This window comes from Paraburkholderia eburnea (genome assembly GCF_002917095.1).
Lineage (GTDB): Bacteria > Pseudomonadota > Gammaproteobacteria > Burkholderiales > Burkholderiaceae > Paraburkholderia > Paraburkholderia eburnea.
Genome location: NZ_PQGA01000022.1, coordinates 58,705 through 80,424, shown reverse-complemented (window position 1 = coordinate 80,424; position 21,720 = coordinate 58,705). Strand labels below are relative to the sequence as shown.

Genomic DNA, 21,720 nt, shown 5'->3' with positions numbered 1-21,720 from the left:
CTCCATGGTCTCGCAGGGAACCGACAAGCTTACCGAGGTCGAAACGCGACATTTCTAATTGGCTAGAACACGACATTTCTATAAAGCTACTACATGCAAAACTTCGATAAATTATATTATGTCAAATTGAAGCGGCTAGCGGGAGCTGGGTTGTCGGCCATTGATATGACGAATTGCAATCTTAATTACAATTCATTACATCGCCTTACATGCCGTAATCCCAATGACCCCTGTAGCACCCCGTCACGGCGAGCTGTCCGACTTTCTCGCGCTTTCGGACGGGCTTTCCATCACACGCCTCGCCGAAATTCTCCGCTGTTGCACCCGGACCGTCCGAAACTACGCCGCTGGCCGCTCTCCGATCCCTTGGCATCGCATTGAATTACTTCGGCTGCTCACCAAGCCGCCGCTTGCCGAGCCGGCGCCGGTCGTCGCCCAGGACGATGCGGGAATCGTCGCCGTGACGGCGAACATTGACCCCGACCCGAACGCCCCCGACGTTCCGCCGTCTCAAATGCTGGCGTGGGTCGGCGTCCATGCTCCGCATTACCTCTCCAGTCAGCGCAGCTTTGCGCTTTACGTGCGCGGCTGGAACGTCGTCGACAAGATTCGACGGGCCAAAGCTGAAGGCACATTTGCAGCCGTTCTGGCTCGCTGGCGCGAGCTGGCCGTCGAACTGCCGAAATCATGGCGATCCGGCCGCATCTGGAGCGATACCGGGCCGCCCGCCTACTACTAGCCATTCGCAACGCGTCGCGCATTCAAAGCTAAAAAAGGCCGCAACTGGCGGCCTTTTTGGGGGGAACTCGCCTAAGCACGTGCAATTCGCTACTGGCCGCCTTTACGAAAGTGCGAACGATGCTTGTCGGTCGTCGGGTCGTCGAAAACTTCCAGCTCAAGCACGGTTTCGAATCCGCCATCGGCGAGCGTGTGTTTCGCCGTCTTGACGATCCATGACGTGTTGTCGATATCAGGCTTGAAGCCGGAAAACGTAACAGGCAGCTCGGGGAAAATCTCGGCGCGGCCGCGAGCCAGCGTGTAATCCATCGTCGCCTGGCTGCGCTGCGTGCGCGCAAATTCCGCTTCGGCCGCCGCGCGCGCCTCGGCTTCGGTCGCGTAGTCCTCGGGCAATACCTTGACGTTGCGATTGTTCTCGCCACCTACGATCACTGATTTGCGCTTGCCCTTGCCGTTCGAATGATAGTGCGCGCGCACGGCCGCATAGCTCTCGCGCTGCGAAACGTGATAGCGGTGCTGGTCGCCGTCGCTGCGCGTGATAGAGAGCGACGAAAGGCTTTTGCCGCTCGCGCTCTTGCCAGTGCCGATCGGCATGAAAAGCAGGTTTAGATCCTTGACGTTCATCACGGCGTCGTATCGCTTCGCGAGCCGCGTGAGAAACGACATATCGCTTTCGTGCGTTTGGTCGATATGGGCGATCGCGACTTTTTCGAGCGCGGCGCCGATCGCCGGCTTGAGCGTGTGGCGGCCGGCGATCGTGCGAACAATCGCGCCGATGGTTTGCGCGTGCCAGCTCACTTCGCGCCGCTCGTGCATGGCTTCCGTCATCGAGGCGGAGCGTGCGCGGATCGTGATGATGTCAGGCGCCCCGCTGTGTTCCACTTCGTCAACGGTAAATGTCCCCTTGTCGACGAGCGTTTCGCCGACCCATCCGAGCGCGACCTTGATTTGCGCGCCGCGCTTCGGTATCGCATAGGTGCCCTTCGTGTCGTCGATCGTAATGTCGAGCTGGTCGGCCTGGTCGGCGCGCGACTCCGAAAGCGTCATGCTGATGAGGTCGGGCGCAATGAGGCGCGAGAGGTCGCGCCCGTCGAGCGTCACGCGGTAGTCGGCCTGCGGTTGCAGGCGGGCGAGGCGCGAGGCCTTCGGCGTGGTGTCGCTCACTTGTTGACCACCTTTTCATTCGAGGCCTGCATTTGCAGTGCGGAATCTTCGACACGGGATAGCGTCAGGGTGAATTCGATCGAGCGCGGCAGGCCCAGTGCGCTCGTGAAGTGGCGGCGCGTTTCGTCGAGGCCTTCAATCACATAGGCGCCGTACACCTGGCCGAGTCCGTCGACGAGCACATACGCGTCGCCCTGGTCGCCCATGTCCGACAGGTCTTTCATGGCCGAGATTTTGCCGAACGACTCGGCGGGCGCGAGCGCGCCCGTAAGCGTGATCGTGTCGTCGCCGGGGCCGGTGAACTGGCTCGCGTCGCGCGCGCCCACGCGCGAGGTCTTGCGATGCTTCCAGCTCCGACGCCGTTGCAGCTCGCGATACGGTGCGGTCTGGAGACTGAAAACGAATTGATCGAGCGCCATCATCATGACGTGCGTTCCTCCTTAATCGGACAGGTTTGAGCCGGCGCGCGCGCGCTTCGAACGCTCGCGGCGATCCAGCTCGGCGGCGACGGCGCGGCCGATCGCCTTCGGATCGTCGCCGGCCTGCGGGTAAATGTTGATGATGATTGGCGACGGGCCGGCCGGGGCCGCGCTCGCGCCGGCGCCGGGTGCTGCGGCGATCGGTGGCCGCGTATCGATCGGCGTGGTGGGGCGCACGAGCGGCACGGTCGCGGCGGCCGCGCCGTTCGCGAATGCCGGTGCGCCGAAAGCCGTCGTCGCGACGGTGGCCATTGCGACGGCCGCTTTCGTGATGCGCCCCGTTTCCCCTTCCATGCCGATCGCCGCGCCCTGCGCGACGAAGCCGCCAAGCTCGGCGAAAACCCGGCTCGGGCTGTGAATGCCGAGCTTTTCCTTGAACCAGGTGATCGCGCCTTCGCCGACGTTGTGCAGCGCCGTGCGAACGGCATTCATGCCGCCGAGAATGCCGTTCACGAGGCCGTCGACAATCTGGCCGCCGATCGTTGTAAAGCGTGCGACGAGCTGCGTCATAAACGCCGTGATGTCGTCCCAGTTGCGCACGATGAGGCCGAGCAACGTCCAGTTCATGAAATAGCTCGCGATGCCCTGGCCGGCCATGATTGCCACGTTGGAAATCCAGCCCCACGCGGCGCCGGCCGCTTCGCGAATGCTGTCCCAATGCCGGATCACGAGGCCCGCGAGCGTCCAGTTCATGAAAAAGTCCGCCATGTACTGCCCGGCCTGCACGACGCTGCCTTTCACGATGTCCCAGCTCGCGGAGGTGATCGCCTTGATGTCGTTCCAGTGATCGGCGATGAAGCCGGCCGGCGTCCAGTTCATGAGGAAGCGCGAGATGCCCCCGATCGCGCTGCTGAAAATCTGTTTCGTGCCTTCCCACAAGCGCGCGAAAAATGCGGTGATGGGCGTCCAGTTGCGATAGATCAGATACGCGGCGCCGGCGATCACGGCGACGGCCGCCGTAATGGCGAGGCCGATCGGGTTCATGAGCATCGCGCGGCCGGCGGCCATCGAGGCGACGCCGAGGCCGCGCATCGCGCCCGTCGCGAGCCCGAGGCCGCGCGCGAGATAGCCGCCCTTCATCCCGAGCGTCTGCATACTGAATTTGACAACGGCCAACGGCCCGAGCACGCCGGCCAGTACGATCGTCAGCGTGCCGAGAACCACGAGCACGGCGGCGAGCGCGGCGACGAGCGACAGCACGATTTTCGCGGTCGTGCTGTGCTTGTGGGCGAGGTCGATAATCGCGCCCAGCGTCAGGCGGATTTTGTCGAGCGCGGCGTTATAGAGTGGCGCGACGTGTTCGCCGATTTCGAGCTGCAGATCGCGCATTTTCGCCATCGCATCCAGCTCGCGGCCTTCGGTCTGCCCGCTCGCCATCTTGTGCAACTGGTCGATGCCGTAGGCGCCCTGATTGAGCTTTTCGCTCTTGTGAATCTGCGCGCGTTGCAGATACATGGTGGCGAACAGGTTGGCCCCGTTGCCGTTCGTCATGATGGTGCCGAACTCGTCGAGAATCTTGCTCTGGTCGGTGATGCCCTTCGCCTTTAGCTTGGGAAGCAACACCTTTTCCATCCATTCGAACGGCGACGCCTTATACAGCTCGCCCTCGATCAGCGCGCCGGGTTTGATGCGGCTCACGTTGCCGATCTTGTTGAACTCCACATTTTTTTTGTCGACGATGCCGAGTTCGACCATGCGCTTTGCGGCGCGCACGGTGGTCTTGCCTTGCATGAGATTGCTGTAGGCGGCCGCAACGCCGGTGCCGGCCGCGTGGCCGCCCATTTCCTGAATGAGCGGTTCCATCTGGTAATAAAACGCGTCCTGCCGCATCTGCTTGGCGGCCGTCTTGCCGGTCTGGATAAAGTTGCGCCACTCGTCGCCCCCTACCCGGCCGCCGGTCGCCGACAGCACTTTCTGAACCTTATCCGCTTCGCTCTTGAACGTGCCTTCGTCCTTGGTGCCGCCGCGCAGCTCGATCACCTTGAGCATGTTCATGAACTTTTCTTCGTTCTCGTGCCCTTCTTCGCCGCCGAACAAGGCTTCGTTCGCGAACTTCATTTTTGCGAGCACGGGCATCGCCATTTGCGCGTGATGCTCGTCGGCGAAGATCGACATTGAATCGCGCATCAACGTCATGTTGTCGGACGTGCTGACGCCCATCAGCTTCATGGCGCGTGCGTATTTCTCGGCGTCCTTGGTCGCTTCGTCGCCCAGGCCGAGCGCGCCAATCCGGCCGCGCTCATTCTGTACTTTTTTCGCCTGGTCGATGGATTCGTGCAGATCAGCAAAAACATGTTGGCCGGTTGATTTCGCGGCATAGCCCGCCACGGCCATGCTACCGGCGACGCCCTGCATGGTCTGCATACTCTTGCGCGCGTTCGCGACGCGCTTCTCGCGATCGGCGATCGCATCGAGGCGTTGCATCTGCGCGTTCATCGTTGCCGTGGTGGCGGCGATGTTGGTGCGCAGCTCGCGTTCGTGCTGCGACAGGTTGCGCGTGTCGATGCCGGCGGCCGACAGGCGCGTGCGCAGTTCGTCGAGCGTGGTGTTTTGCTGCTTTTGTTCGGCGCGCAGGTTTGAGGCGGCCTGCTTGGCTTTCGCCAGCTCGGCCGTCATCTGCTGGGATGGCGGCCCGAACGCGCGTAGGGAGCCGGAAAGCTCGCGCACGCGCGCGGTCGCCGCGGTGAGTTTGGTCGAGGTGGTTTCGGCGCCGGCGCGCAGCTCGCGGAACATGGCGACGGTCTTCTGCGACTTGCCCATATCGGCCAGCTCGGCCCGCGTTTGCTTGAGCGAGCTGGCAAGCCCCTTGTTACCCGCGAGAATGGTTTTCAGGGGCTTCGTGATGTTGTCGATCATGTCGAACATCACGCGAAGTTTCAGGGCGTTATCCATCGTCGTTATCGTTTCCGTTGCTGTATGGCGAGCGCACGCGCGCCCGCTCGCGCCAGTCCATCAATTCGGCCAGGCCGAAACCGTCCATGAGGGCGGGTGTCCATCCCCCAAAAACGGTCGCGATATCGGCCATTGCGTCTTCTACGCGTTCAGGGATTCCATGCGCGCTTTCGCGGCCTTCGGCGTCAAAAAACCCATGAACATCCCCCCGAGTTGCACGAGGTCGGCCGGGTCGAGCTGCGCGACATCGAATTCGGTGAGCGTCGGCGTGGTGATACGCGGCAGCACTTTCGAGAGCGCGGAAACGTCAAGATTCACGAGTTCGGCGAGCGACACGCCGCGCAGCTCGCCGGCGCTCGGCTTGCGCAGCGTGATTTTCTCGATCGTCTGGCCGCCGCGCGTGATCGGCGTATCGAGCGTGTGTGTGTTCGGGTCTTTCGGCGCTTCGGGCTGTGCGGCGCCGGCGGTTTCGAGCGGGTGAGCGTGGCCGGGTTCGGTGATGCTGTGATTGTGCGAACCGGCGCCGACGGGCGTGATGCCGTGGGTGTGGGCGCCTTCGGGCGTGACGCTATGGGCGTGCGAGCTGTTTTGCGGGGCGCTGCTGGCTTGGTCGTTCGTTTTCATGGTCTGGATATAGGTGGTGATGGGCGGGGTCGTTGGCGGCCCGCTATGGGGCCGCATCGGAGTTACAGGCCGATGGCCGTGCGAAGGTCTTGCATCAGGTCGACGCCGTTCACGTTCTCGATCATGTTCACGAAGTCGAGTTCGATGATCGTCGAGCCGTTCACGGACAGCTTGTAATAGCTCGCGACGGTCGTGAACTTGTGGGCGGTGTCGTCTTTCAGCTTCGCCGAACCCATGTCGATTTCCTGATGCCGGCCGCGCACGATGACTTCGATCGAGTCGTGTGTCGTCGCATCTTCGGCGCGATAGGCGCCAGCGAAACGCAGCAGCACGGCGTCGTGCTTCAATGCGCCGTACTGCTGGAGCGCGGTCTTGAGAAAGCCGCCGGCCGTCCATTCGAGCTGGATTGCCTCCTGCCCCTGGTCGACCTTGACCGGGCCGCTCATGCCGCCGGCCTGATAGTCCTCCATCTTGCGCGAGAGCTTCGGCAGCGTGAGTTCGGGAATCTGGCCGGCGAAGCTCTCGCCGTTGTGGAACAGGTTGAAATTCTTGAGTTTGCGCGGCAGTGACATTGCGTTCTATCTCCTGTGGCGGCCGGCGTTACGCGTTCACGCGCGACGCAAAATCAGCCAGGTAACGATCGGTGATGCGCTGGCGCAGCATCAGATTTTCGAGCGGCGGCACGGGCGTATAGTCGTAGTCGATATAGGCCTTGCCCGACTTGAGCGTGTCGGTGTCGTTCGGCTCCGGGTCGAACCACGATTCGCCGCCGATCAGATAGCCTTGCGAAGTCATCGAGCGCATCCATCCGTTGATGCTTTCGATGATGTCTTTCGGCAGCGACGGATTGAGCGGGCCGTCGACGTTCGGCATCTGCGCTTCGGCGATCGAATCCGCGATCACCTGCGCGGTGCGCGTGTAGTTCTCGAACGCGAACAAGGGATCGTCCGAGCAGGTGCGCGAACCCCAGAAGCGGAACCCGTTGCGGTTGATGAGCGTCGTCACGTCGTTTTCGTTCAGATAGCCCGCATCGGTTGCCGGGTTCTGGAGATCCCAGAAAACGTCCTGACTGATGCCGACGACGCCATTCACGGCGACGTTTGAAAGCGTCTTGTGCCAGCCCGTATCGTTGTCGATCTTCGCGCGCAGGCCGAGCGCGTAAGCCGTGGCCGGGACTTCGACATTCGCATTCGTCGTTTCGTCCCATGCGATGAAATTCGGCCAGATCACCATGACTTCGCGCTGGCTGAACTGCTTGCGATAGGTGGTCGCTTCTTCCTTCGTCTTGCAGCCGTTCGCGTACACATAGGTAAAGCCGCGCAGCGATTGCGCGAGCGCGGCCAGCTCCACGGCGACGGGCTGCGTATCGAGAAACGGGGCGCCGATGATGCGAGGCTTGACCGACAGCTTCGCCTGTGCCGTGAGCAGCGCTTTCATGCCGGTGTATTTGCCATCGGCCGTGACCGTGCCGATAACGTTCGTCGTCGTCGCGGCCGCATCAGCGCCTTCGGCGACGCGCACAACCACGGTGATCGGCTTCGTCTGCTTGCCGATGGCGTCGAGCGTCTTGTAAAGCGTGCCCTTGGTGCCGGCCCTGCCGAGCGCGGCGACAACGTTCGTGATGAGTACGGGCGTGTCGAGCGGGAACGTGGCCGCGTCGGCGTCCTCGGCCGTGCAGACAACGCCGATGATGGCGGTCGAAACCGAACGGATCGGGCGCGTGCCTTCGTTGATTTCGTCAACGCGTACCCCGTGGTGATAGTCCTGCGCCATGTGGTGAACTCCAGTGGTGAGAGAAATCGGGAGTGCGCCCGATCAGTGTTGTGGTGATGCGCCGGCAGCGTGGCCGGCGCGTGCAATTACAGGTCGAGGATTTCGGCGCTGGCGAAAATGTAGCGATCGACGCCCTGTTGGCCGATGACGGCTTCAACGGTTTCGCCATCGGGCGCGGCCGCCGCGAGTGCTGCCTCGGCGAATTCCCATGCGTCCTGACCCTTCGCGGGCAGGCCTTCGAGGGGCATGGAAATCTGCGCGAGCGGCTGGAGCCCTTGCGAAAGCGCGCTCGTGCTGTAGAAGCTGGAAATATTCGCGACGGTGGTATTGCCGAGCTTGTTGATCGTGACGGAATCGACGCGGTGAATCGTTGCCGGTGCGCCAACTGCTGCGATGAGGATTTCTTTTTTCAGTGCCATTTTTCAGTGTCCGTTAAGGGGATTGGTGGGTGTTCGATCACTCGGCGGCGGTGGTCGTGTCGTTGCTCGCGGCCTGTTGAGCCGCGTTTTCCTGTGCCTCGGCTTCGGCCTTGGCGCGCGCGTCGGCTTCGACCTGTGCCGCGATCGCGTCGGGGTCGGGCTTCGCCGGCCAGGCGAAATCGTTGGGGAAGTCGGCTGAGTCGATGACGCGCACTAGGTCGAGCTGGTAATTCGCCCAGGCCTTGAAAAGTGCGGCCTGTGCCGGCGAGAGCAGGCCCGCCGCGTAGGCGTCGGCCTTGCCCGCGTTGGCCGCACGCGCGAGCGCCAGCAGCGCTTCGAATTCCTGCATGGCCGCTGCACGCTTCTGCGCCGCGACGATGACCGGGTCGAGCGCCCAGCCGCCATCACTCCAGACGTATTGATCGGACGGGCGCGGCGTCGTCGTGAGGCCCGCGTCGGCCGGCGCGATGCCAGGCATCAGGAGTTCGGCCGCCGTGCCGTCTGCGGTGCGGTAAAGCATCTGTCCGCGATAGTCAGGTTTCAGCGCCCATGCGCCGTCGACAAAAAACGGCCATTCGTTGCGCGCTCGCTCGGGCAGCGCGATATCGGTGCTGAATGCCGGGACAAGCCAGCGATCCAGATTTTTCGGATCGGGGTCGGCGAGGTTGCTGCTGATGTACTGGCCAGTGGCGTTGTCGTATTGATGAATAAGCACGTCTGTTTCCTCTTAGAAGGCACGGATCATTGCCAGCATGGCGACGTTACGCACGCGGGTTTCGTTGCCGCCATCTGCATTGATGGTGATGGCGTGCGAGTGGCCGCCGGCGCCGTTGATGCCGACGTTGTGGCCGTGCGAGCCATCGCCGTTGATACTGATGCCGCTACCCGACACGTCGGTCTGCGACGTGCGTTGACGGCCGCTGCCAGGCCCGGCGACGGTAGAGGCATCGGTGCCAGGGCTTGAACCCTGCGGGATGCCGTGTGCGTGGCCGTTGTCGGTTACGCCGTGGCCGTGAAAGCCCTGCGAATCCGTCCATGCGGTGTGCGCGTGATCGCCCACGGCCGCAGCCGAGGCGCCGTGCGCGTGAGAGCGGTTCTGGCTGTCCTGCCATGACCCGAGAGTACGGCCGCCGTCGACGCCGCGGCCGTCATCCCAGCAGCGCAGAAACTCGCCGCGCAGCTCGGGAATACGGAACGTGTTTGCGCCATCGCCGCTGGAAAAGCAGCCCTGGCTACCACTACCCCACGCGGCATCGGTGACGAGCGCGCCGCTTGCCTGCGCGTAGGCCCACAAGGCTGGATAATCGGCGCGGTTCACGACGGCGCCATTCAGTTTCAGATAGCTGGCACGAACCGACGTGCGCGGCTCGTAGACAATCTGCCCCACGTGAGCATTCAGCAGCGCCGTGGCGACGAATTGCGTTGTCGAGAGCTGCGAAGAAACATCGCCGGCGGCCGCCGTGGGTGCAGTCGGTGTCTTCGTAAAGGCCGTAACTAGTGACGCACGGTTGATATTGATGACTTCGTTCTGCGTCACGGCATCATCGGCAAAGGCGTTGATGGTCAGGGAGTCGCCACTATTGCCGCCCGTAGCCGCATCATTTTTCTTGTTGATCGTCCAGCGCGCCTTGCCGTTGTTGTTAAACCAGAATGTGCCCCAGCCCGCGCCGTTGTCGATCGTCATGCCGTTATTGCTGGCCGCGACGCCGTTGGCCTTCGCGGTGCCTGCGACCTGCAATTGCGTCGTTCCGTCATCGGTCTGCGTGTTAATCAGCACACGGCCGGCCCCGACAATACGCACTCGCTCGTTCTGCACGGTCGAACCGCTCGGCGTCGTGTACAGGCGCAATTGCGACGCCATGCTCGTGCTCGTGAACGCGCTTTCCGACCATGCGGAAACGGTCGCAACGTCGCCATATGCCGAGCCGTTATAGCCGGCGACGTTGAGGCCGCCGAGCTGCGTGCCGGCCGCGATCGCCGTGGGCGCGGCGGCCGAGCCTGCGGCGGCCCGCGTGCGATAGGACTGGTAATTGCCATACGTGGCGATGACGTGCGAGGCGTTCGTCTGCTGAATCTCGCCTGTGATTTGCAGCGCGCTCGAACCGTTGTCGGTCGTCTGGCCGATAAGCGTGCGGCCGGTGATGCGGGCATTCCCGTTGACCTGCAGCCGGTTCACGCCGTCGTCGCTCGTCGTCCCCATGAGCGTGCGCCCGCCGATTGAAACCGTGCTCGTCGCGCGAGTGATGAGAAGCGGCGACGCGAGATAGTTCCCAGCATCATCGAACGTGTTCAGATACACATTCGAGCCGGAATTGCTACCGTTGCCGCTTTCCGTATCGGCATTCGTGCCGATCTCCACGCGCCGCACGCCGTTGGTCTGGAACTGGACGAACCGGAATTGACCGGCGGGTGCGGAATGAACGGTTGCCGCATCGCCGGCCGTGTTGGCGACATAGACGCGGCTATTAAATTTCCCGGTGCCTGCGACCTGAAACAGATTCGAGCCGTCATCCGTGCTCGTGCCGACGAGAACGCGGCCCGATGGCTGGAACGTCACCGAGTTCGTGAAATTCGAACCGTAGTTGTCGTTTGAATGCTGCACGACGAGGTAGCCGTCGTTGCCGGCGCCGTTGATGGTCGAGGCCAGGCGCCAGGCGTTCTTGTTCGTGGCCGCCGCAGCGTTCATGCGCAGCTCGGCGTAATCGGCGCGCTGGGAAATCTGGCCGGCGACTTGCATCAGGCCGAACCCGTTGTCCGTGGTCGTGCCGAGCAGCAGGCGGCCGGCCGCATTGATTCGCGCGCGCTCGCCGCCGCCGGTGCTCATGGTCAGTGCGCCGGCGCCCGAGGTGTTCGCGCCGTAAAACGCGACGTTGGGGCCATTCGCGCCGTTATAGATGCCGACGAGGCCCGAGTCGTTCGCGCTCTGGCTGTTGATGACGTAGTTCGCGGCGCGCGACGTGCCGTTGACCTGTAGGGCGTTCGTGCCGTCGTCGCTCGTCGGGCCGACGATCACGCGGCCGCCCGCCTGCATCAACTGCATCGAGGTCAGATTGATGCCGCCGCCGGGGGGGCGACGCACGATGATGGCATTCGACGAATTGGTGTAGGCGTCGTTAAGCGCGCGCAGCGTAAAGGCGCCATCGCTACCAGACAGAATTTCCCATTGCTTCTCGTCGACGGCTGCGCCTTCGCGCGAAAGCATGAGGCTCGTTTGACCGGTGCCGCTGCCGTTCGATGCGATAAGCGCCCGCTGCGCGGCAATGCCCTTGATCGTGCCCGTAACCTGCAACGTGTTTGCGCCGTCGTCGCTCGCGGTCTGCCCCATCAGCACGCGGCCCGAGGGCAGTACGCGCACGCGCGCCGCGCCGCCCGCGAGGATATCGGCGAAGCCATTGGCGTTTTCCGAGCCAATCGACGCGCTGCCAGCCGTGCGGAAATAGCCAAAGTTTGCGTCGGCCGAAACCCACGCCGTAACCGTGCCAGCGCCGCCGGCGGTCTGTGTGCCGTATGTGCGCGCGTTGCCGGCGACTTGCAGTTTGTTCGTGCCGTCGTCGGTGATGGCGCCGATCGTGACGCGGCCGCTCGTCGACGCCAGCGCCGCGCTACCCGTGACAGTCGCATTGCCGTTGACGATCGACGAGCCGTTCACGGACAACGCGCCGTTCACGGTCGATGTCCCGGTCACGGTCGAATTGCCGTTGATGGTCACTGGCCCGGTGAACGTCGGCTGTTTCTGCGGCGCGTAGCGTGCGGCCGCCTTCTTCGGCGTGATCGCGCGCAAGTCGTCGGTGCCAGCGTCGGTTTCCGCCTGCGTCGCCAGTTCGATCACGCCCTGTACGGTTTCGCTGGCCGGCGGGTTGAGGAATGAGGCGGCCGGGAAAGAAAGCGTCGCGGCGTCGATCGAGGCGAATTGCGTGTCGACGGACAGCAGCAGTTGCGCTGCCGGCGACTTTTCCATGATGGCGGCCGCCTGGCTGTAATACGCGGCGAGCGTGCCGTCTTCGAGATAGAAGCCGAAACCGAACAAACTGAACTGGTCGGCCGAGTCGTCGAGCAGCGTGACGTGAATCGTATCGGCCGAGATGTTCTGGCCGCCGAACGTGGTGATGCGTTTCAGCTCGTTCGGCAGTTTCGTGAGTTTCTTGTTCGTTGCATCGAAAGCGGCCGTCGCGAGGCCGATCGACACAACCTTGTGCGCGTTCGTGCCCGTGTTGCCTTGGGCGACGAGCGCGGCGCGAAACGCGTCCGATACGGTAATGAGGGTTCCGGCCATGTCAGATATCCGAAAGGGTCAGGCGGCGATAAATCGCCGGTTGCGCCGCGCAGGCGACGCCGACGCGGGCCTGCATCGCATAGCCCTGCGTAAAGGTGTAATGGGCGCGCACGGGCTTCGTGCGCTCGATTTCCGCGATGATGTCGGCGACGTACTCGGCGGTCGCAGGCTCGCCATCGCGGCCCGATACGGTCATCACAATGTCGAACGTGCCAGGCGTGCCGCGCGGTGTTTTCTCAAACCATTCGCGCAGCACGAGATTCGCGCCGAACGTCGCGACGACTTCACGTACGGCGGCGGCCGTGCCCTTCTTGCGTGCGATCGGAATGGCCTGCTTGACGCGGGCGCGCTTGACGCTCTCGGGCCAGTAGTCTTTCCACGTATCGACGCCGAGGTGCCACGCGAGCCAGGGCAGCAGATCGGCGCGGATCGTGTCCGGGTTCATGAGCGTGCGCAGGGGCACGTCGATATCGCTGATGGCCGCGTTCGTCGTCGCAAGGTTGCGTTCGAGCGCGGTCGCGTTCGGTGGGAGCAGATCACTCATTGCTGTACACCCCGCCGTCGACGAGATTGACGCTCGTGCAGTAAGGCGCCTGGAGCTTCGTGGACGGGATATCCGCGAGCGGACTGCGAAGGATGACCTTCTGCACGCCCGCCTGTCGCGCGGCCGCATAGACGCCATCGAGAGTAATTTCCATGCCAAGGCGGTGCATGTCGGCCGCGTACTTGGCCATCGCCTTTTGTGCGGCAGCAAGCGCGACAGAGCGATCAGGGCCGGCGAAGAAAATGAGCGTGGCGTCGACGCTCCAATGATTGATTTGGGCGCCCTGCACAATCACTTCGTCGGTGAGCGGGCGAACGTCGTCGGCCGACAGCGCGGATTTCACGGCGTCGAGGATGCCGTCGCCGTCCTGAAGCGAGCCGTCGCCGTTGCGCGAAAGGACGGTCACGACAACCTGACACGGCGCGGGGCTGGTCGCCGACGCATCCAGCACGAGGCCGTGCGCATTGCGCGCGTGCGAGATATAGGCGCCTTCGGGGCCAGCGACAGACATGCTTTGCGGCGCGAGTTGCGTGCGATAGCGCAGATCGGTGTCTTCTTCCATTACGGCTGGCGTATTGGTTGCCGGGTCAGCCGGCGTGATCGTCAGGCGTTCGATTTCGAAGAATGCCGCGAGCTGTTCCAGATCGCCGCCGCCGGCATACGCGAGCATGATCGCGCGAGCAGCGTCGTTCACGCGCTGGCGCAGCACAACTTCACGATAGGCGTTTTCCTGCAACGTCTTGACGATCGGTTCGGATTCGAGCGCCAGCGTGGCGGCGACTTCGGCCTGTTCGTCGGCCGGATAGAGCGACACAAAGCGCGCCTTGCGCGTGGCAAGGATCGTTTCATAGTCGATCGCTTCGACGATATCGGGCGCGGCGAGCTGGGAAAGGTCGATCGGCGTGGCGCTCACGATGCGGCCCCTGTGGAAAGGTTGATGCGTGCGCTAACCGGATCGCCGGTTTCCGCCGTATAGCCTTCGATATCGAGGTATTGAACGGGTTGCCCTGCTGCGTCGTTGTCCATTGAAAACTGGATGCGCGTGAGCGTCAGGCGCGGTTCCCAGCGCATGAGCGCCGTCGCGGTCGCGGCATACAGCAGCGTGAGCGTGACGCCGTTGGTCGGTGCGTCGATCAGATCGGGAATATCCGAACCGAACGTGCGGCGCTTGATGCGCGACGCGAGCGCGGTCGAGAGGATTTGCCCGATCGACTGATAGAGGTGTGCGAGGCCGCTGATAGTGCGGCCCGTGATGGCGTTCATTCCCTTCATTGCGGTTCGCTCACGAGTTCGCCGTCGCCCTGTTCACGATGGCGATGGTGGATTGAGCTGATGCCGCCGACCTTTACGTCTTTCGCGAATTCGGCGCCGCCGGCGATCTTCATTACTGCATCGCCGTCGCCGCCCTTCCCTGTCATGCCGGCTTCGAAAGAAAGCGGGCCTTTCACGGTGAGCGATTTCGTGACGGTTGCATCGCCATCGAGCGTGATGGTGTCGGCCTGCACGGTTGCGGCCTCGGTCTTCACGGTCACGGTGCCCGGTGCGACGATCAAAACGGTAGCGCCGGCGGGCAGCGTCGCGGCGAGCGCGTGTTTCGCGTGGTCGTACTCGATCACGGCGTCATCGGGATAGACGCGCATGTGCTTGTCGGGGCTGGTGCTGGGCTGTGGCGTGTTCTCGTCGAAAAGGCCGGCCAGTGCGACGCCCTGCGCGGGGTCGCCCATCGGGCAGAGTAGGAGAACCTTTTCGCCCTTTGTAAGCGGGTTCCATTCGCGGGTGGTGCCAGCGCGAGCAGAGAAAAAGGGAATCCAGTTCGTGACAAGGCCGGGATTGTCGGTGTCGTCAGGATCGCCCACGGAAACGCGACACGTCGGCGGTACGCTTTCGAGGTTGATGTCGAAAACAGATCCTTTGCGGATCATGTTCACGAGTTGGCGGCGGGATTCGTTGGCGTCCATGCAGCCATGTTGCCGCCCGCATTCGCGCGAGGCGAGAAGATGCGCGTGTGACGCGTCTGGATACAAAAAAACCCCTAATTTCAGGGGCTTTTGATGATGTGGTGCAGTAGTCTATCGCGTATCAGTTCGCGATCGGCGTCGGAAAATCCGAGCAGCACGCGGGCAGGATAGAGCGCCATCGGACCTTTCGGCGCCACGGGTGCCAGCTCGCCGAGCTGGTGAATGCGGGCGATGCGTGCGACGCGCCCAGCGAACCCGATGGCGAGGCCTTCGCCCGTCGCTTCGACCTGCATGTAACGCGACGTGCGCAGCTTCGCGAACATCTTTTGCCGCTTGATGCGGCCGGCCTTGCCGCGCAGGTTCTTCGTGCCGCGCTGCGCCTTTGGTTTGCGCGGCTTGTAGCGCGAGCCGTCCGGGTTCTGCTGCGCCGCGATGCGTGATTGCTGGCTGCGGCGCAGATCGCGCGACACGTCGAGCAAGGCCTTGCGCTGGCCGGCCGGCGTGAGCTGCGCGAGCAGCGTCGACGCCCAGCGCTCTACGGCGCGAAGGTCGTCGCTCACGTCGGCCAAACCTGCGACTCAATCCCATCGCGCACGCTGCGCACGATCAGCGCGTCAGGGTCGACGATCGGCTCGGCGACGCTCGTTATCGTGTGGTCGGGCATGATCGAATCGTCGATGTGGTCGATCGTGCGATTGCCGGCCGCGTCCACGCCCACGACAACGCTCTCGGTGAGCTGGAGCTTGATCGACACGTCGGAAAGCGTGTCCGAAAGAATATCGACTTCGAACGTAATGCCGTTCGCCCGTGCCTCGGGATCGTTGAGCAGATCGACCTGGTAGCGCCGCGCCCATTCGTTGATGGCGATGAAAAGCAGATCGGCGTCGCCCGCGAAATCGAGCAGGATCACATTGCAGGTGTACCGATATTCGAATGATGCCGACAGGCCGCCGGTCGCCTCGATCACGCCAGCGTCGATATGCACGGTGAGCTTGTCGGGATTCGTCGCAAGATCGGGCAGCGCGGCGGTGATTGCCGCGCGCAGGCTCACGGGCTTTTTCATGGCGTGACCTTCGCGGCCGCGGCTTCGGCGTCGATTTTCGCCTGTGCCTTCGCCTGACAGTCGGCGATCATGTCGACCTTGGCCGCGCACATGGCCCATGCGCCCTTGGCGGTTTCGAACGCGTCGTGCAGCTCGCCGTTAGTCGTCGGCGCCATTGCCGGCAGCGTGCAGCGCGATATCGTTTGACACTCCTGCACGGTAAGCATCGGCGCCGGTGGCGGCGGGGGTGTTTGACAGGCGCACAACGTCGTCAGGCAAAGGAGTGTCAGCCCACGAGCGAACGATCGGATTTTCATTGATGACCTTTCGGATTTCCTGACGTGCGGAGGCGAGCTTGGTTGCTACGGTGCCCGTCGACGTGTCGAGTTGCTTTTGCTGGTCTGCCTTGTTCTTCTGGTTTTGGCGCAGGCCGTTGATGGTCTGGTCGCGGCTCGCGATTGCTGCGTTAGCGTCGGCGAGCTGGTGATTCGCGTCGGCCAGCTCGGCGCGCAGCGTTCGAACGTACAGCACGGCGCCGACGAGCAGCGCGAGGCCAAGCGCTCCAGCGATCAGTTTCGCGGCGATCGAATTCGCATTCATGCGGCCGCCTTCGCAGGCGGCGCGTATTTGTCATACGCGCGGGCGAGTTTCACGTCGTACAGATTGCGCGCGAAATCGGCCCCGTTGTAGCCCTTGGCGAAGGCCGCCCACTTCCGGGCCTTCAGCGCCGCCACGAGGCCGCTATCGGCCGCCACGTAGCGCACAAAGGCGTCGAGCTGGTCGGCTTCGCTGCTTTCCATGCGGCTCACGAAATCGACGACACTCGTATAGCCGAGGCGCTTCCAGTTTTCGCCCATCACCTGAAACGCGCCCCAGCTCGCCGATTCATAGGCGGCCGTGGGGTCGATCAGCTCGGCCGAGGCAAGGCGCGTGTATTCGGCCGCGCCGCCTGAATACCCGCCATAGGTCGGATAGACGATGTTCGGGCTTTTCTGCACGAGCGGTTCGGGGTCGATGCCGATGGCTTTCAGGCGATGATAGAAAACATGGCGCTCGAAAAGGATCACGGGGCGGCCGTCGAGCAGATAGCCGGCGCCGTGCGATTCGACTTCGTTCACGGCGCGCACGCTCGCGAGCGGCACGTCGAGGGTTTCGGCCGCGCGCACGAGGTCGGCGTCGGCGAGGTGTTTCGGATCGCGCCGGCCGGTCATCAGGGCAGAGTAGGTTTTCGGGCCGGCGATGCCGTCGACGACGAGGCCGGTTTTCGTCTGAAGCGCCATCACGGCCGCTTCGGTCGCGGCGTCGAATGCGTTCGTCACGTCGACGGTGTAGCCGGCGCGTTTCAGGCGCGATTGAAAGACGCCGATATCGGCGCCGCGATCGCCGAGGCGGTGCGTTTTCATTGAGGTTCACTCCGAATCAGACGCGCGACGTTGCCGTGCGCCGCGAACACAAACAGGGCCAGCAGGAACGATTTGCCGGCTTCGAAAAGGCCGGTGTGCTTCGCGTGCATCGCCAGCTCGATCGCAGAGCCGCCGAGGATCACGACGAGCAGCCATGCGACCCATGAAACGTGATGGCGATGGCGCGCGCCGTTGCGCTGGTACGTCAGCAGGCGCACCACAGCCGCGAGCTGCGCGGCGATCGCGAGGATGGCGAGGGTCGTGTGCATGGTCACTCCCCTTTCTTCAGGAAGGCGAGCAGATCGGTGTTTTTCACGCGTTCGATCAGTTGCAGCGTGAGGGTAATCACGAGCGATGCAGCGAAGAAGGCAGCGAGGCCGGTCGACTGGATCGGCGTTTCGCGCACAATTTCCGGTGCCGCGAGATAGCCCATCACGAGCGAAATAAGCAGGTAAGCGATGCGCGTCAGAATGCTGATGTCTTTCGACGTGACGACGACGAGCGCGGCGCCCGTGAACGCGCCGATCAGTGCGTTGCCGTCGATGCCGGGCACGGCGCCGGCGACGCCGAGCGCGGTCGAAACGGCGATCGCGGTGGTGGTGTTAGGTTCGGCCATGCGTGCGGGCTCCTGTGTCAATCAAACAGTTGAATCAGCGGCTTGGTGGTCTGCACGGTGCCGAGGTCAGGCATCTCAACAGAGAGGCCGAGGGGCAGCACGGGGCCGTGATCGGCCAGGCCGTTATTCGCTTCCAGTACCGCTTCAACCGTGCCATCGGTGCGGCCGTAGTAACGCCAGCAAAGCGCATCGACGGTTTCGCCCTGCTGCGCGATGACTTTCATCAGATCAGCTCGATCGTTGAGTGCCTAAGCCCGCGAATGTCCGCGAGCGCGATGCGGACATTGCGCCGCGCCTCGCAAATCGTTTCGTCGAGCGCTTCAGCCTGCTGGCCGCCGGTCTTTGTGGTGTCGAGGCCGCGATATTGCTCCGTCAGATCGGCGCGAACATGGTTGTAGATGGCGCGGCGATAGCGCAGCACATGCGTACTGACGCCGCCGAGCTGTGGTGCGGGCACACTCGCGAGGTCTGCATAGCCACGCGCGAGCTGGCCGCCCTGCCACGTTTGCAGCTCTGCATTGCAGCTCGCCATTGCATCGAGCGCCGCCGAGCGCAGGCGCGTGTCCGTTACCGTGCCGTCAAGGCGCGTTTCTTCGCGCAGCTCCACAAGGCCAATATCCGGAAACCATCCGTCATTGGTTAGCTTCGCGGTTGTTCCGGAAGTCGCTTGCGTCGGCTCAGCAGTGGCGAGGAAGCTACTCATGTCAGGGCGTGGAATAGGTGGCGGTGAACCGGCGTTCGAATCCCGTTGCCGTCAGGTGTTGGGAGTGAACGCCGGTGCCGCCATTGCCGGGAGGCTCTTTACGTGCGGCCGGGCTGGTGGCCGACCGCTTCACTCAGCATCTTTTCGAGCCGAGTAATGTTCTGTTTCACGCCGGCGCGCGCGTCTAGCTGGAGCGCCGCTTGAAGGTAGTGCAGCGCCGAACGCGCGTAACCGAGATCAAGACCGACAAGAGCGTCGCTGTCTAGCCGACCGATGTACGCAAGGCCGAGCGCCTTGTTCAGCTTCGCGCGAATCTGGTCGTGCATGTCGGTGCGCTCAGTCAGTTCGCGCACTTCGTTGAGCTGGTCGGCGTCGAACGTACCGCCATCGCGCAGCGCCGTGAGCGCGGCGTCGGCGAATTCTTCGGCGACAGCAGCAGCCGTCGATCGCTCGTAACGTGCGGGCAGCGTGAGGCCATGCCGCAACGCGTAGCGCGCGATTTCGAGCGCGCCAGTGAATTCGCCCGCGTCGATGCGCCAGATCATGACCGTGGTGAGAACGTCGTCTTGCGCGCCGCGCCCGCCCTTGAGTGCGCCTGTCACATAGTCGGCGTACTCCGGCAGCACTTCGCGCTTTACCTCGATTTTGCGCGCAACAGACTGAATCTCGTGCAAGCGGCGAATGTCGGTGAGCAGCTTCGCAAGCATCAGCTCGTAATGACTGGCGCCCGCGAGCGATTCGCCAGCGGCCGCCGAGGCAGCCGCGCGCTCGGCGCGCACGCGTGCCTGATGTCGACGTGCGGGTGTGGTCATGGTCAGGCCGCTGCCTTCTCGATTTCGATGTTTTCCACCACTGCGCCGCAACCGTAGTCTTCGACGACGTACGCTTCGTTGCTCGATTCGAAGTTCTCCACCTGATCGCGGCGCGGGTTGTCGATGACCGAGCGACGGCGGCCGCCGTTCTGGTAGTAGATCGACAGGTTGTCGAGGCGCGTAATGAGCATCTTGTCGGCCGGGATAAACGGCGCGCTCACGGCCTGCTTGCCGCCGATGCGCTTGCTGCTCACAACCAGATCGAGCGCAGCCTGTTCGGTCGCGACGTTCGCGTTGCTCACGATCGGGAAATACTTGTCGTGCAGCAGCGCACTGCCGAGCACCACGACGACGGACGGATCGTCGCGATACCACTCATCGAGCAGTTGCAGCGCGTCGAGCACGAGCGCATCGAGATTTTCGTAATCGGCACCCTTGCCGATCTTGACCTTACCCGAATCCTTTTCGACCTCGTGCAGCACACGATCGCTCGCGTTGTCGCGGAACTTCTGGAGCCAGCCCTTGTTCACGTCCTGCAAGAGCGGGTTTTTCGTGCGGTCGGACGTCGCGGCGCGACTCGTGCCGTTGAAGCCGATGCAGATGCGATCGAGCGCGGTACGCGTGAGGATCGCGTCGCGAATGAGCGTCTGGAATTCCGGCTTGTGCGCCCAGGCGTCGAGGCGGCCATAGGACAGCGCCGTGTCGAAATTCGTCTGCGTGCAGAAATAACCGCTGTCGTCGAGCGTCGCCGGATCAACGGGCGTGCGATCCTTCGCGCTCGTGTCGGTCGTGCTGGCGATCGGGCCGCCGATACCGAGGCCGATTTTCTGGCCGGCCTGCGCGTCGACGCCGATCATGTTGATGCGCTTCAGGAATTCGCTCGACGCCTGAATGCGACCTTCGAGCGTCTGCTGCACAGACGGGTCGACCGTGAATTTCACGGCGGCATTCGGAACGCCGTTGAGTTTCGCGATATCGCCGAGGTAGGCGTCGAACTTCGCGCGGGTTTCGTTGCGCATGAGGGTAAATCTCCGATTCGTTGAGGGGTTGCGGACGGGATTCGCTTAGCAGTCGGTTTTGTGGCCGTCGTGCGTGCCGGTTGCAGTCGGCCGCACTGCGCCAGCCGGTTGCGTCGATAGCGTCTGCGTCAGCTCGGCGAGCTTCTTCGCCGTCGCGGTGTGCGCCTCGCGTTCGGTCTTCAATGCGCCTTCCAGCTTCGTGAACCGGTCGGCGAAGGTGTCGGCGCGCGTGGCCTGTTCGCGGGAAAAGGTGGCGAGCATTTCGACGGCCTGCGTCATGTCACTGAATCGCTTGTCGTCGTTGGCGCCCTTCTCTTTCACGAAGCCGAGGATTTCGCCCACGCGCTTGAAGAGTGCCGCGCCGGCGGCGATCGGCGTCTGGGTCGTGGCTTCGAACTCGAAGACGGTTTCTTCGCTGGCCGTGAACACGTTGCCGGGTGCCTGCTTGCGAGCGGACAGCGGATTGTGTTCACCCTGCTTTGCCGCGAACGACAGCATTTCAGTGCCGAGGCTCGCGGGACTGTCCGTAACAGCGAGGCCGATCAGGTATGCCTGCTTCGTGTCCGCGAAAGACGGGTTCACTTCGATGGACGTGTACACCTTCTGCCCCGCTTTCACGAGGTCGGTGAGCGCCTGCGTCGGCGCAATCTGCGCATACAGTGCGAGCTTGCCTTTGAGCGGGCCGTCGGCAATTTCTTCTGCCGACAGCCCGATCACGTCGCCGTAGGAACCGAAGCGGCTCGACGGGTCGGCAGCGCCCGTCATCGGCACATAGCCGCGAATGTGCTCGCAGTTCACGCGTGCGCCGTAAAACTCGGGGTTGTACTGCCCTGCCATCTGCTGAATCCAGGCGCGTTCGATGTTGCGGCCGTCCGTCGTCGCGCCTTCGACGGCGACGCGGAATTGCTTCGACGTGATCGCGTGATTGCCGCTCGTCGCCGCAATCTGACCCACGCCGAGCACGGCCGCAGCGGAGCCAGCAACGCCGAGCATGTCGACACTGTGCGCGCCGGTCGCAATCAGGCTCGACGCCGCATGTGCGTCGACTGCGAACACCGCAGCGATCGAGCCGATGGCGGCAGCGATGAAAGACAGGTTGCGCTTTCGCATCGACAGGCTTCGCTTTTGCATCGTTTGCACTCCGAACAAGGGGCTTATGTGTTGGGTTCGTAAATCGTGTAAGTGAATGTTGCCGGTGATGACGGACGACGGCAATCAGTTGAAAACGTGGCGCGGCCGGGTACAAATTGAACTGCTGCGC

Annotated in this window: 27 protein-coding genes; 1 reads left to right on the top strand and 26 read right to left on the bottom strand. The window is 63.3% G+C overall.

Translation table 11 applies throughout. The features are described 5' to 3' along the window. Window positions 1-223: 223 nt before the first annotated feature. Window positions 224-739, top strand: coding sequence for an IS21 family transposase (locus B0G62_RS26795; protein ID WP_103707195.1), 516 nt, complete (start codon window positions 224-226; stop codon window positions 737-739). A gap of 89 nt (window positions 740-828) precedes the next feature. On the opposite strand, the gene B0G62_RS26790 is transcribed toward B0G62_RS26795, so the two are convergent. The 26 genes from B0G62_RS26790 to B0G62_RS26665 form a co-directional block, all read right to left on the bottom strand. Next, window positions 829-1,902 carry a phage late control D family protein gene (locus B0G62_RS26790; protein ID WP_103707194.1) on the bottom strand — a complete coding sequence of 358 codons (1,074 nt, stop codon included), beginning with the start codon at window positions 1,900-1,902 and terminating at the stop codon, window positions 829-831. Further along, on the bottom strand, window positions 1,899-2,327 hold the full coding sequence (locus tag B0G62_RS26785) for a phage tail protein (protein ID WP_103707193.1): 429 nt from the start codon (window positions 2,325-2,327) through the stop codon (window positions 1,899-1,901). The genes B0G62_RS26790 and B0G62_RS26785 overlap by 4 nt, the downstream gene beginning before the upstream one ends. Window positions 2,328-2,342: 15 nt before the next feature. Continuing rightward, window positions 2,343-5,273: a phage tail tape measure protein gene (locus B0G62_RS26780; RefSeq protein WP_103707192.1), complete on the bottom strand. Its 2,931-nt coding sequence runs from the start codon at window positions 5,271-5,273 to the stop codon at window positions 2,343-2,345. After that, window positions 5,266-5,406 carry a GpE family phage tail protein gene (locus tag B0G62_RS26775; protein WP_103707191.1) on the bottom strand — a complete coding sequence of 47 codons (141 nt, stop codon included), beginning with the start codon at window positions 5,404-5,406 and terminating at the stop codon, window positions 5,266-5,268. Before B0G62_RS26775 ends, B0G62_RS26780 begins: the two co-directional genes overlap by 8 nt. Before the next feature lie 8 nt (window positions 5,407-5,414). After that, on the bottom strand, window positions 5,415-5,774 hold the full coding sequence (locus B0G62_RS26770; protein ID WP_227473304.1) for a phage tail assembly protein: 360 nt from the start codon (window positions 5,772-5,774) through the stop codon (window positions 5,415-5,417). 185 nt (window positions 5,775-5,959) lie between these two features. Next, a complete protein-coding gene (locus tag B0G62_RS26765; RefSeq protein ID WP_103707189.1) occupies window positions 5,960-6,469 on the bottom strand; it encodes a phage major tail tube protein in 510 nt (169 codons plus the stop codon). Between the two features lie 28 nt (window positions 6,470-6,497). Next, window positions 6,498-7,670: a phage tail sheath protein gene (locus tag B0G62_RS26760; protein ID WP_103707188.1), complete on the bottom strand. Its 1,173-nt coding sequence runs from the start codon at window positions 7,668-7,670 to the stop codon at window positions 6,498-6,500. Between the two features lie 86 nt (window positions 7,671-7,756). Then, window positions 7,757-8,089 (bottom strand): hypothetical protein, encoded by a 333-nt coding sequence (locus B0G62_RS26755; protein WP_103707187.1) that lies wholly within the window; start codon window positions 8,087-8,089, stop codon window positions 7,757-7,759. A 37-nt stretch (window positions 8,090-8,126) separates the two neighbouring features. Continuing rightward, the gene (locus B0G62_RS26750; protein ID WP_103707186.1) at window positions 8,127-8,804 is read right to left on the bottom strand and encodes a tail fiber assembly protein; all 678 of its coding nucleotides are present in this window, start codon (window positions 8,802-8,804) and stop codon (window positions 8,127-8,129) included. Between the two features lie 12 nt (window positions 8,805-8,816). Then, window positions 8,817-12,362 carry a phage tail protein gene (locus B0G62_RS31975; protein ID WP_181315649.1) on the bottom strand — a complete coding sequence of 1,182 codons (3,546 nt, stop codon included), beginning with the start codon at window positions 12,360-12,362 and terminating at the stop codon, window positions 8,817-8,819. A 1-nt stretch (window position 12,363) separates the two neighbouring features. After that, window positions 12,364-12,906: a phage tail protein I gene (locus B0G62_RS26740; RefSeq protein ID WP_103707185.1), complete on the bottom strand. Its 543-nt coding sequence runs from the start codon at window positions 12,904-12,906 to the stop codon at window positions 12,364-12,366. Further along, complete coding sequence (locus B0G62_RS26735) at window positions 12,899-13,819, bottom strand: baseplate J/gp47 family protein (protein ID WP_103707184.1); 921 nt, start codon at window positions 13,817-13,819, stop codon at window positions 12,899-12,901. The genes B0G62_RS26740 and B0G62_RS26735 overlap by 8 nt, the downstream gene beginning before the upstream one ends. Next, window positions 13,816-14,178, bottom strand: a complete 363-nt coding sequence (locus tag B0G62_RS26730) for a GPW/gp25 family protein (protein WP_103707183.1) — start codon at window positions 14,176-14,178, stop codon at window positions 13,816-13,818. Before B0G62_RS26730 ends, B0G62_RS26735 begins: the two co-directional genes overlap by 4 nt. Beyond that, window positions 14,175-14,864: a phage baseplate assembly protein V gene (locus tag B0G62_RS26725; protein WP_103707182.1), complete on the bottom strand. Its 690-nt coding sequence runs from the start codon at window positions 14,862-14,864 to the stop codon at window positions 14,175-14,177. Before B0G62_RS26725 ends, B0G62_RS26730 begins: the two co-directional genes overlap by 4 nt. Window positions 14,865-14,944: 80 nt before the next feature. Beyond that, window positions 14,945-15,424, bottom strand: a complete 480-nt coding sequence (locus tag B0G62_RS26720) for a phage virion morphogenesis protein (protein WP_103707204.1) — start codon at window positions 15,422-15,424, stop codon at window positions 14,945-14,947. Next, entirely contained in the window at window positions 15,421-15,927 is a 507-nt protein-coding gene (locus B0G62_RS26715; protein WP_103707181.1) for a phage tail protein, read from the bottom strand. Before B0G62_RS26715 ends, B0G62_RS26720 begins: the two co-directional genes overlap by 4 nt. Continuing rightward, window positions 15,924-16,172, bottom strand: coding sequence for an Rz1-like lysis system protein LysC (gene lysC, locus B0G62_RS32360; RefSeq protein WP_244193387.1), 249 nt, complete (start codon window positions 16,170-16,172; stop codon window positions 15,924-15,926). Before lysC ends, B0G62_RS26715 begins: the two co-directional genes overlap by 4 nt. Continuing rightward, a complete protein-coding gene (gene lysB, locus B0G62_RS26705) occupies window positions 16,066-16,506 on the bottom strand; it encodes an Rz-like lysis system protein LysB (protein ID WP_103707179.1) in 441 nt (146 codons plus the stop codon). The genes lysC and lysB overlap by 107 nt, the downstream gene beginning before the upstream one ends. Then, window positions 16,503-17,309: an N-acetylmuramidase domain-containing protein gene (locus B0G62_RS26700; RefSeq protein ID WP_103707178.1), complete on the bottom strand. Its 807-nt coding sequence runs from the start codon at window positions 17,307-17,309 to the stop codon at window positions 16,503-16,505. Before B0G62_RS26700 ends, lysB begins: the two co-directional genes overlap by 4 nt. Beyond that, window positions 17,306-17,578 (bottom strand): phage holin family protein, encoded by a 273-nt coding sequence (locus B0G62_RS26695; protein WP_103707177.1) that lies wholly within the window; start codon window positions 17,576-17,578, stop codon window positions 17,306-17,308. Before B0G62_RS26695 ends, B0G62_RS26700 begins: the two co-directional genes overlap by 4 nt. Window positions 17,579-17,580: 2 nt before the next feature. Beyond that, window positions 17,581-17,925 (bottom strand): putative holin, encoded by a 345-nt coding sequence (locus B0G62_RS26690; RefSeq protein WP_103707176.1) that lies wholly within the window; start codon window positions 17,923-17,925, stop codon window positions 17,581-17,583. 17 nt (window positions 17,926-17,942) lie between these two features. Next, a complete protein-coding gene (locus B0G62_RS26685) occupies window positions 17,943-18,149 on the bottom strand; it encodes a tail protein X (RefSeq protein ID WP_027818850.1) in 207 nt (68 codons plus the stop codon). After that, the gene (locus tag B0G62_RS26680; RefSeq protein WP_244193386.1) at window positions 18,149-18,532 is read right to left on the bottom strand and encodes a head completion/stabilization protein; all 384 of its coding nucleotides are present in this window, start codon (window positions 18,530-18,532) and stop codon (window positions 18,149-18,151) included. Before B0G62_RS26680 ends, B0G62_RS26685 begins: the two co-directional genes overlap by 1 nt. Window positions 18,533-18,726: 194 nt before the next feature. Continuing rightward, window positions 18,727-19,446, bottom strand: coding sequence for a phage terminase small subunit (gene gpM / locus B0G62_RS26675; RefSeq protein ID WP_167401348.1), 720 nt, complete (start codon window positions 19,444-19,446; stop codon window positions 18,727-18,729). Then, entirely contained in the window at window positions 19,443-20,459 is a 1,017-nt protein-coding gene (locus tag B0G62_RS26670; protein ID WP_103707173.1) for a phage major capsid protein, P2 family, read from the bottom strand. The genes gpM and B0G62_RS26670 overlap by 4 nt, the downstream gene beginning before the upstream one ends. A gap of 45 nt (window positions 20,460-20,504) precedes the next feature. After that, entirely contained in the window at window positions 20,505-21,590 is a 1,086-nt protein-coding gene (locus B0G62_RS26665; RefSeq protein WP_244193385.1) for a GPO family capsid scaffolding protein, read from the bottom strand. Between the last annotated feature and the right edge of the window lie 130 nt (window positions 21,591-21,720).

What these genes read in the sequence shown, in the direction of transcription:
- B0G62_RS26715 (WP_103707181.1), bottom strand. Translation starts at nt 15,927, where the DNA reads ATGAAAAAGCCCGTGAGCCTGCGCGCGGCAATCACCGCCGCGCTGCCC.
- B0G62_RS26730 (WP_103707183.1), bottom strand. Translation starts at nt 14,178, where the DNA reads ATGAAGGGAATGAACGCCATCACGGGCCGCACTATCAGCGGCCTCGCA.
- B0G62_RS26755 (WP_103707187.1), bottom strand. Translation starts at nt 8,089, where the DNA reads ATGGCACTGAAAAAAGAAATCCTCATCGCAGCAGTTGGCGCACCGGCA.
- B0G62_RS26740 (WP_103707185.1), bottom strand. Translation starts at nt 12,906, where the DNA reads ATGAGTGATCTGCTCCCACCGAACGCGACCGCGCTCGAACGCAACCTT.
- B0G62_RS26690 (WP_103707176.1), bottom strand. Translation starts at nt 17,925, where the DNA reads ATGGCCGAACCTAACACCACCACCGCGATCGCCGTTTCGACCGCGCTC.
- B0G62_RS26795 (WP_103707195.1), top strand. Translation starts at nt 224, where the DNA reads ATGACCCCTGTAGCACCCCGTCACGGCGAGCTGTCCGACTTTCTCGCG.
- B0G62_RS26695 (WP_103707177.1), bottom strand. Translation starts at nt 17,578, where the DNA reads ATGCACACGACCCTCGCCATCCTCGCGATCGCCGCGCAGCTCGCGGCT.
- B0G62_RS26760 (WP_103707188.1), bottom strand. Translation starts at nt 7,670, where the DNA reads ATGGCGCAGGACTATCACCACGGGGTACGCGTTGACGAAATCAACGAA.
- B0G62_RS26775 (WP_103707191.1), bottom strand. Translation starts at nt 5,406, where the DNA reads ATGGCCGATATCGCGACCGTTTTTGGGGGATGGACACCCGCCCTCATG.
- B0G62_RS26785 (WP_103707193.1), bottom strand. Translation starts at nt 2,327, where the DNA reads ATGATGATGGCGCTCGATCAATTCGTTTTCAGTCTCCAGACCGCACCG.
- B0G62_RS26665 (WP_244193385.1), bottom strand. Translation starts at nt 21,590, where the DNA reads ATGCAAAAGCGAAGCCTGTCGATGCGAAAGCGCAACCTGTCTTTCATC.
- lysB (WP_103707179.1), bottom strand. Translation starts at nt 16,506, where the DNA reads ATGAATGCGAATTCGATCGCCGCGAAACTGATCGCTGGAGCGCTTGGC.
- B0G62_RS26780 (WP_103707192.1), bottom strand. Translation starts at nt 5,273, where the DNA reads ATGGATAACGCCCTGAAACTTCGCGTGATGTTCGACATGATCGACAAC.
- B0G62_RS26700 (WP_103707178.1), bottom strand. Translation starts at nt 17,309, where the DNA reads ATGAAAACGCACCGCCTCGGCGATCGCGGCGCCGATATCGGCGTCTTT.
- B0G62_RS31975 (WP_181315649.1), bottom strand. Translation starts at nt 12,362, where the DNA reads ATGGCCGGAACCCTCATTACCGTATCGGACGCGTTTCGCGCCGCGCTC.
- B0G62_RS26765 (WP_103707189.1), bottom strand. Translation starts at nt 6,469, where the DNA reads ATGTCACTGCCGCGCAAACTCAAGAATTTCAACCTGTTCCACAACGGC.
- B0G62_RS26685 (WP_027818850.1), bottom strand. Translation starts at nt 18,149, where the DNA reads ATGAAAGTCATCGCGCAGCAGGGCGAAACCGTCGATGCGCTTTGCTGG.
- B0G62_RS26670 (WP_103707173.1), bottom strand. Translation starts at nt 20,459, where the DNA reads ATGCGCAACGAAACCCGCGCGAAGTTCGACGCCTACCTCGGCGATATC.
- B0G62_RS26725 (WP_103707182.1), bottom strand. Translation starts at nt 14,864, where the DNA reads ATGGACGCCAACGAATCCCGCCGCCAACTCGTGAACATGATCCGCAAA.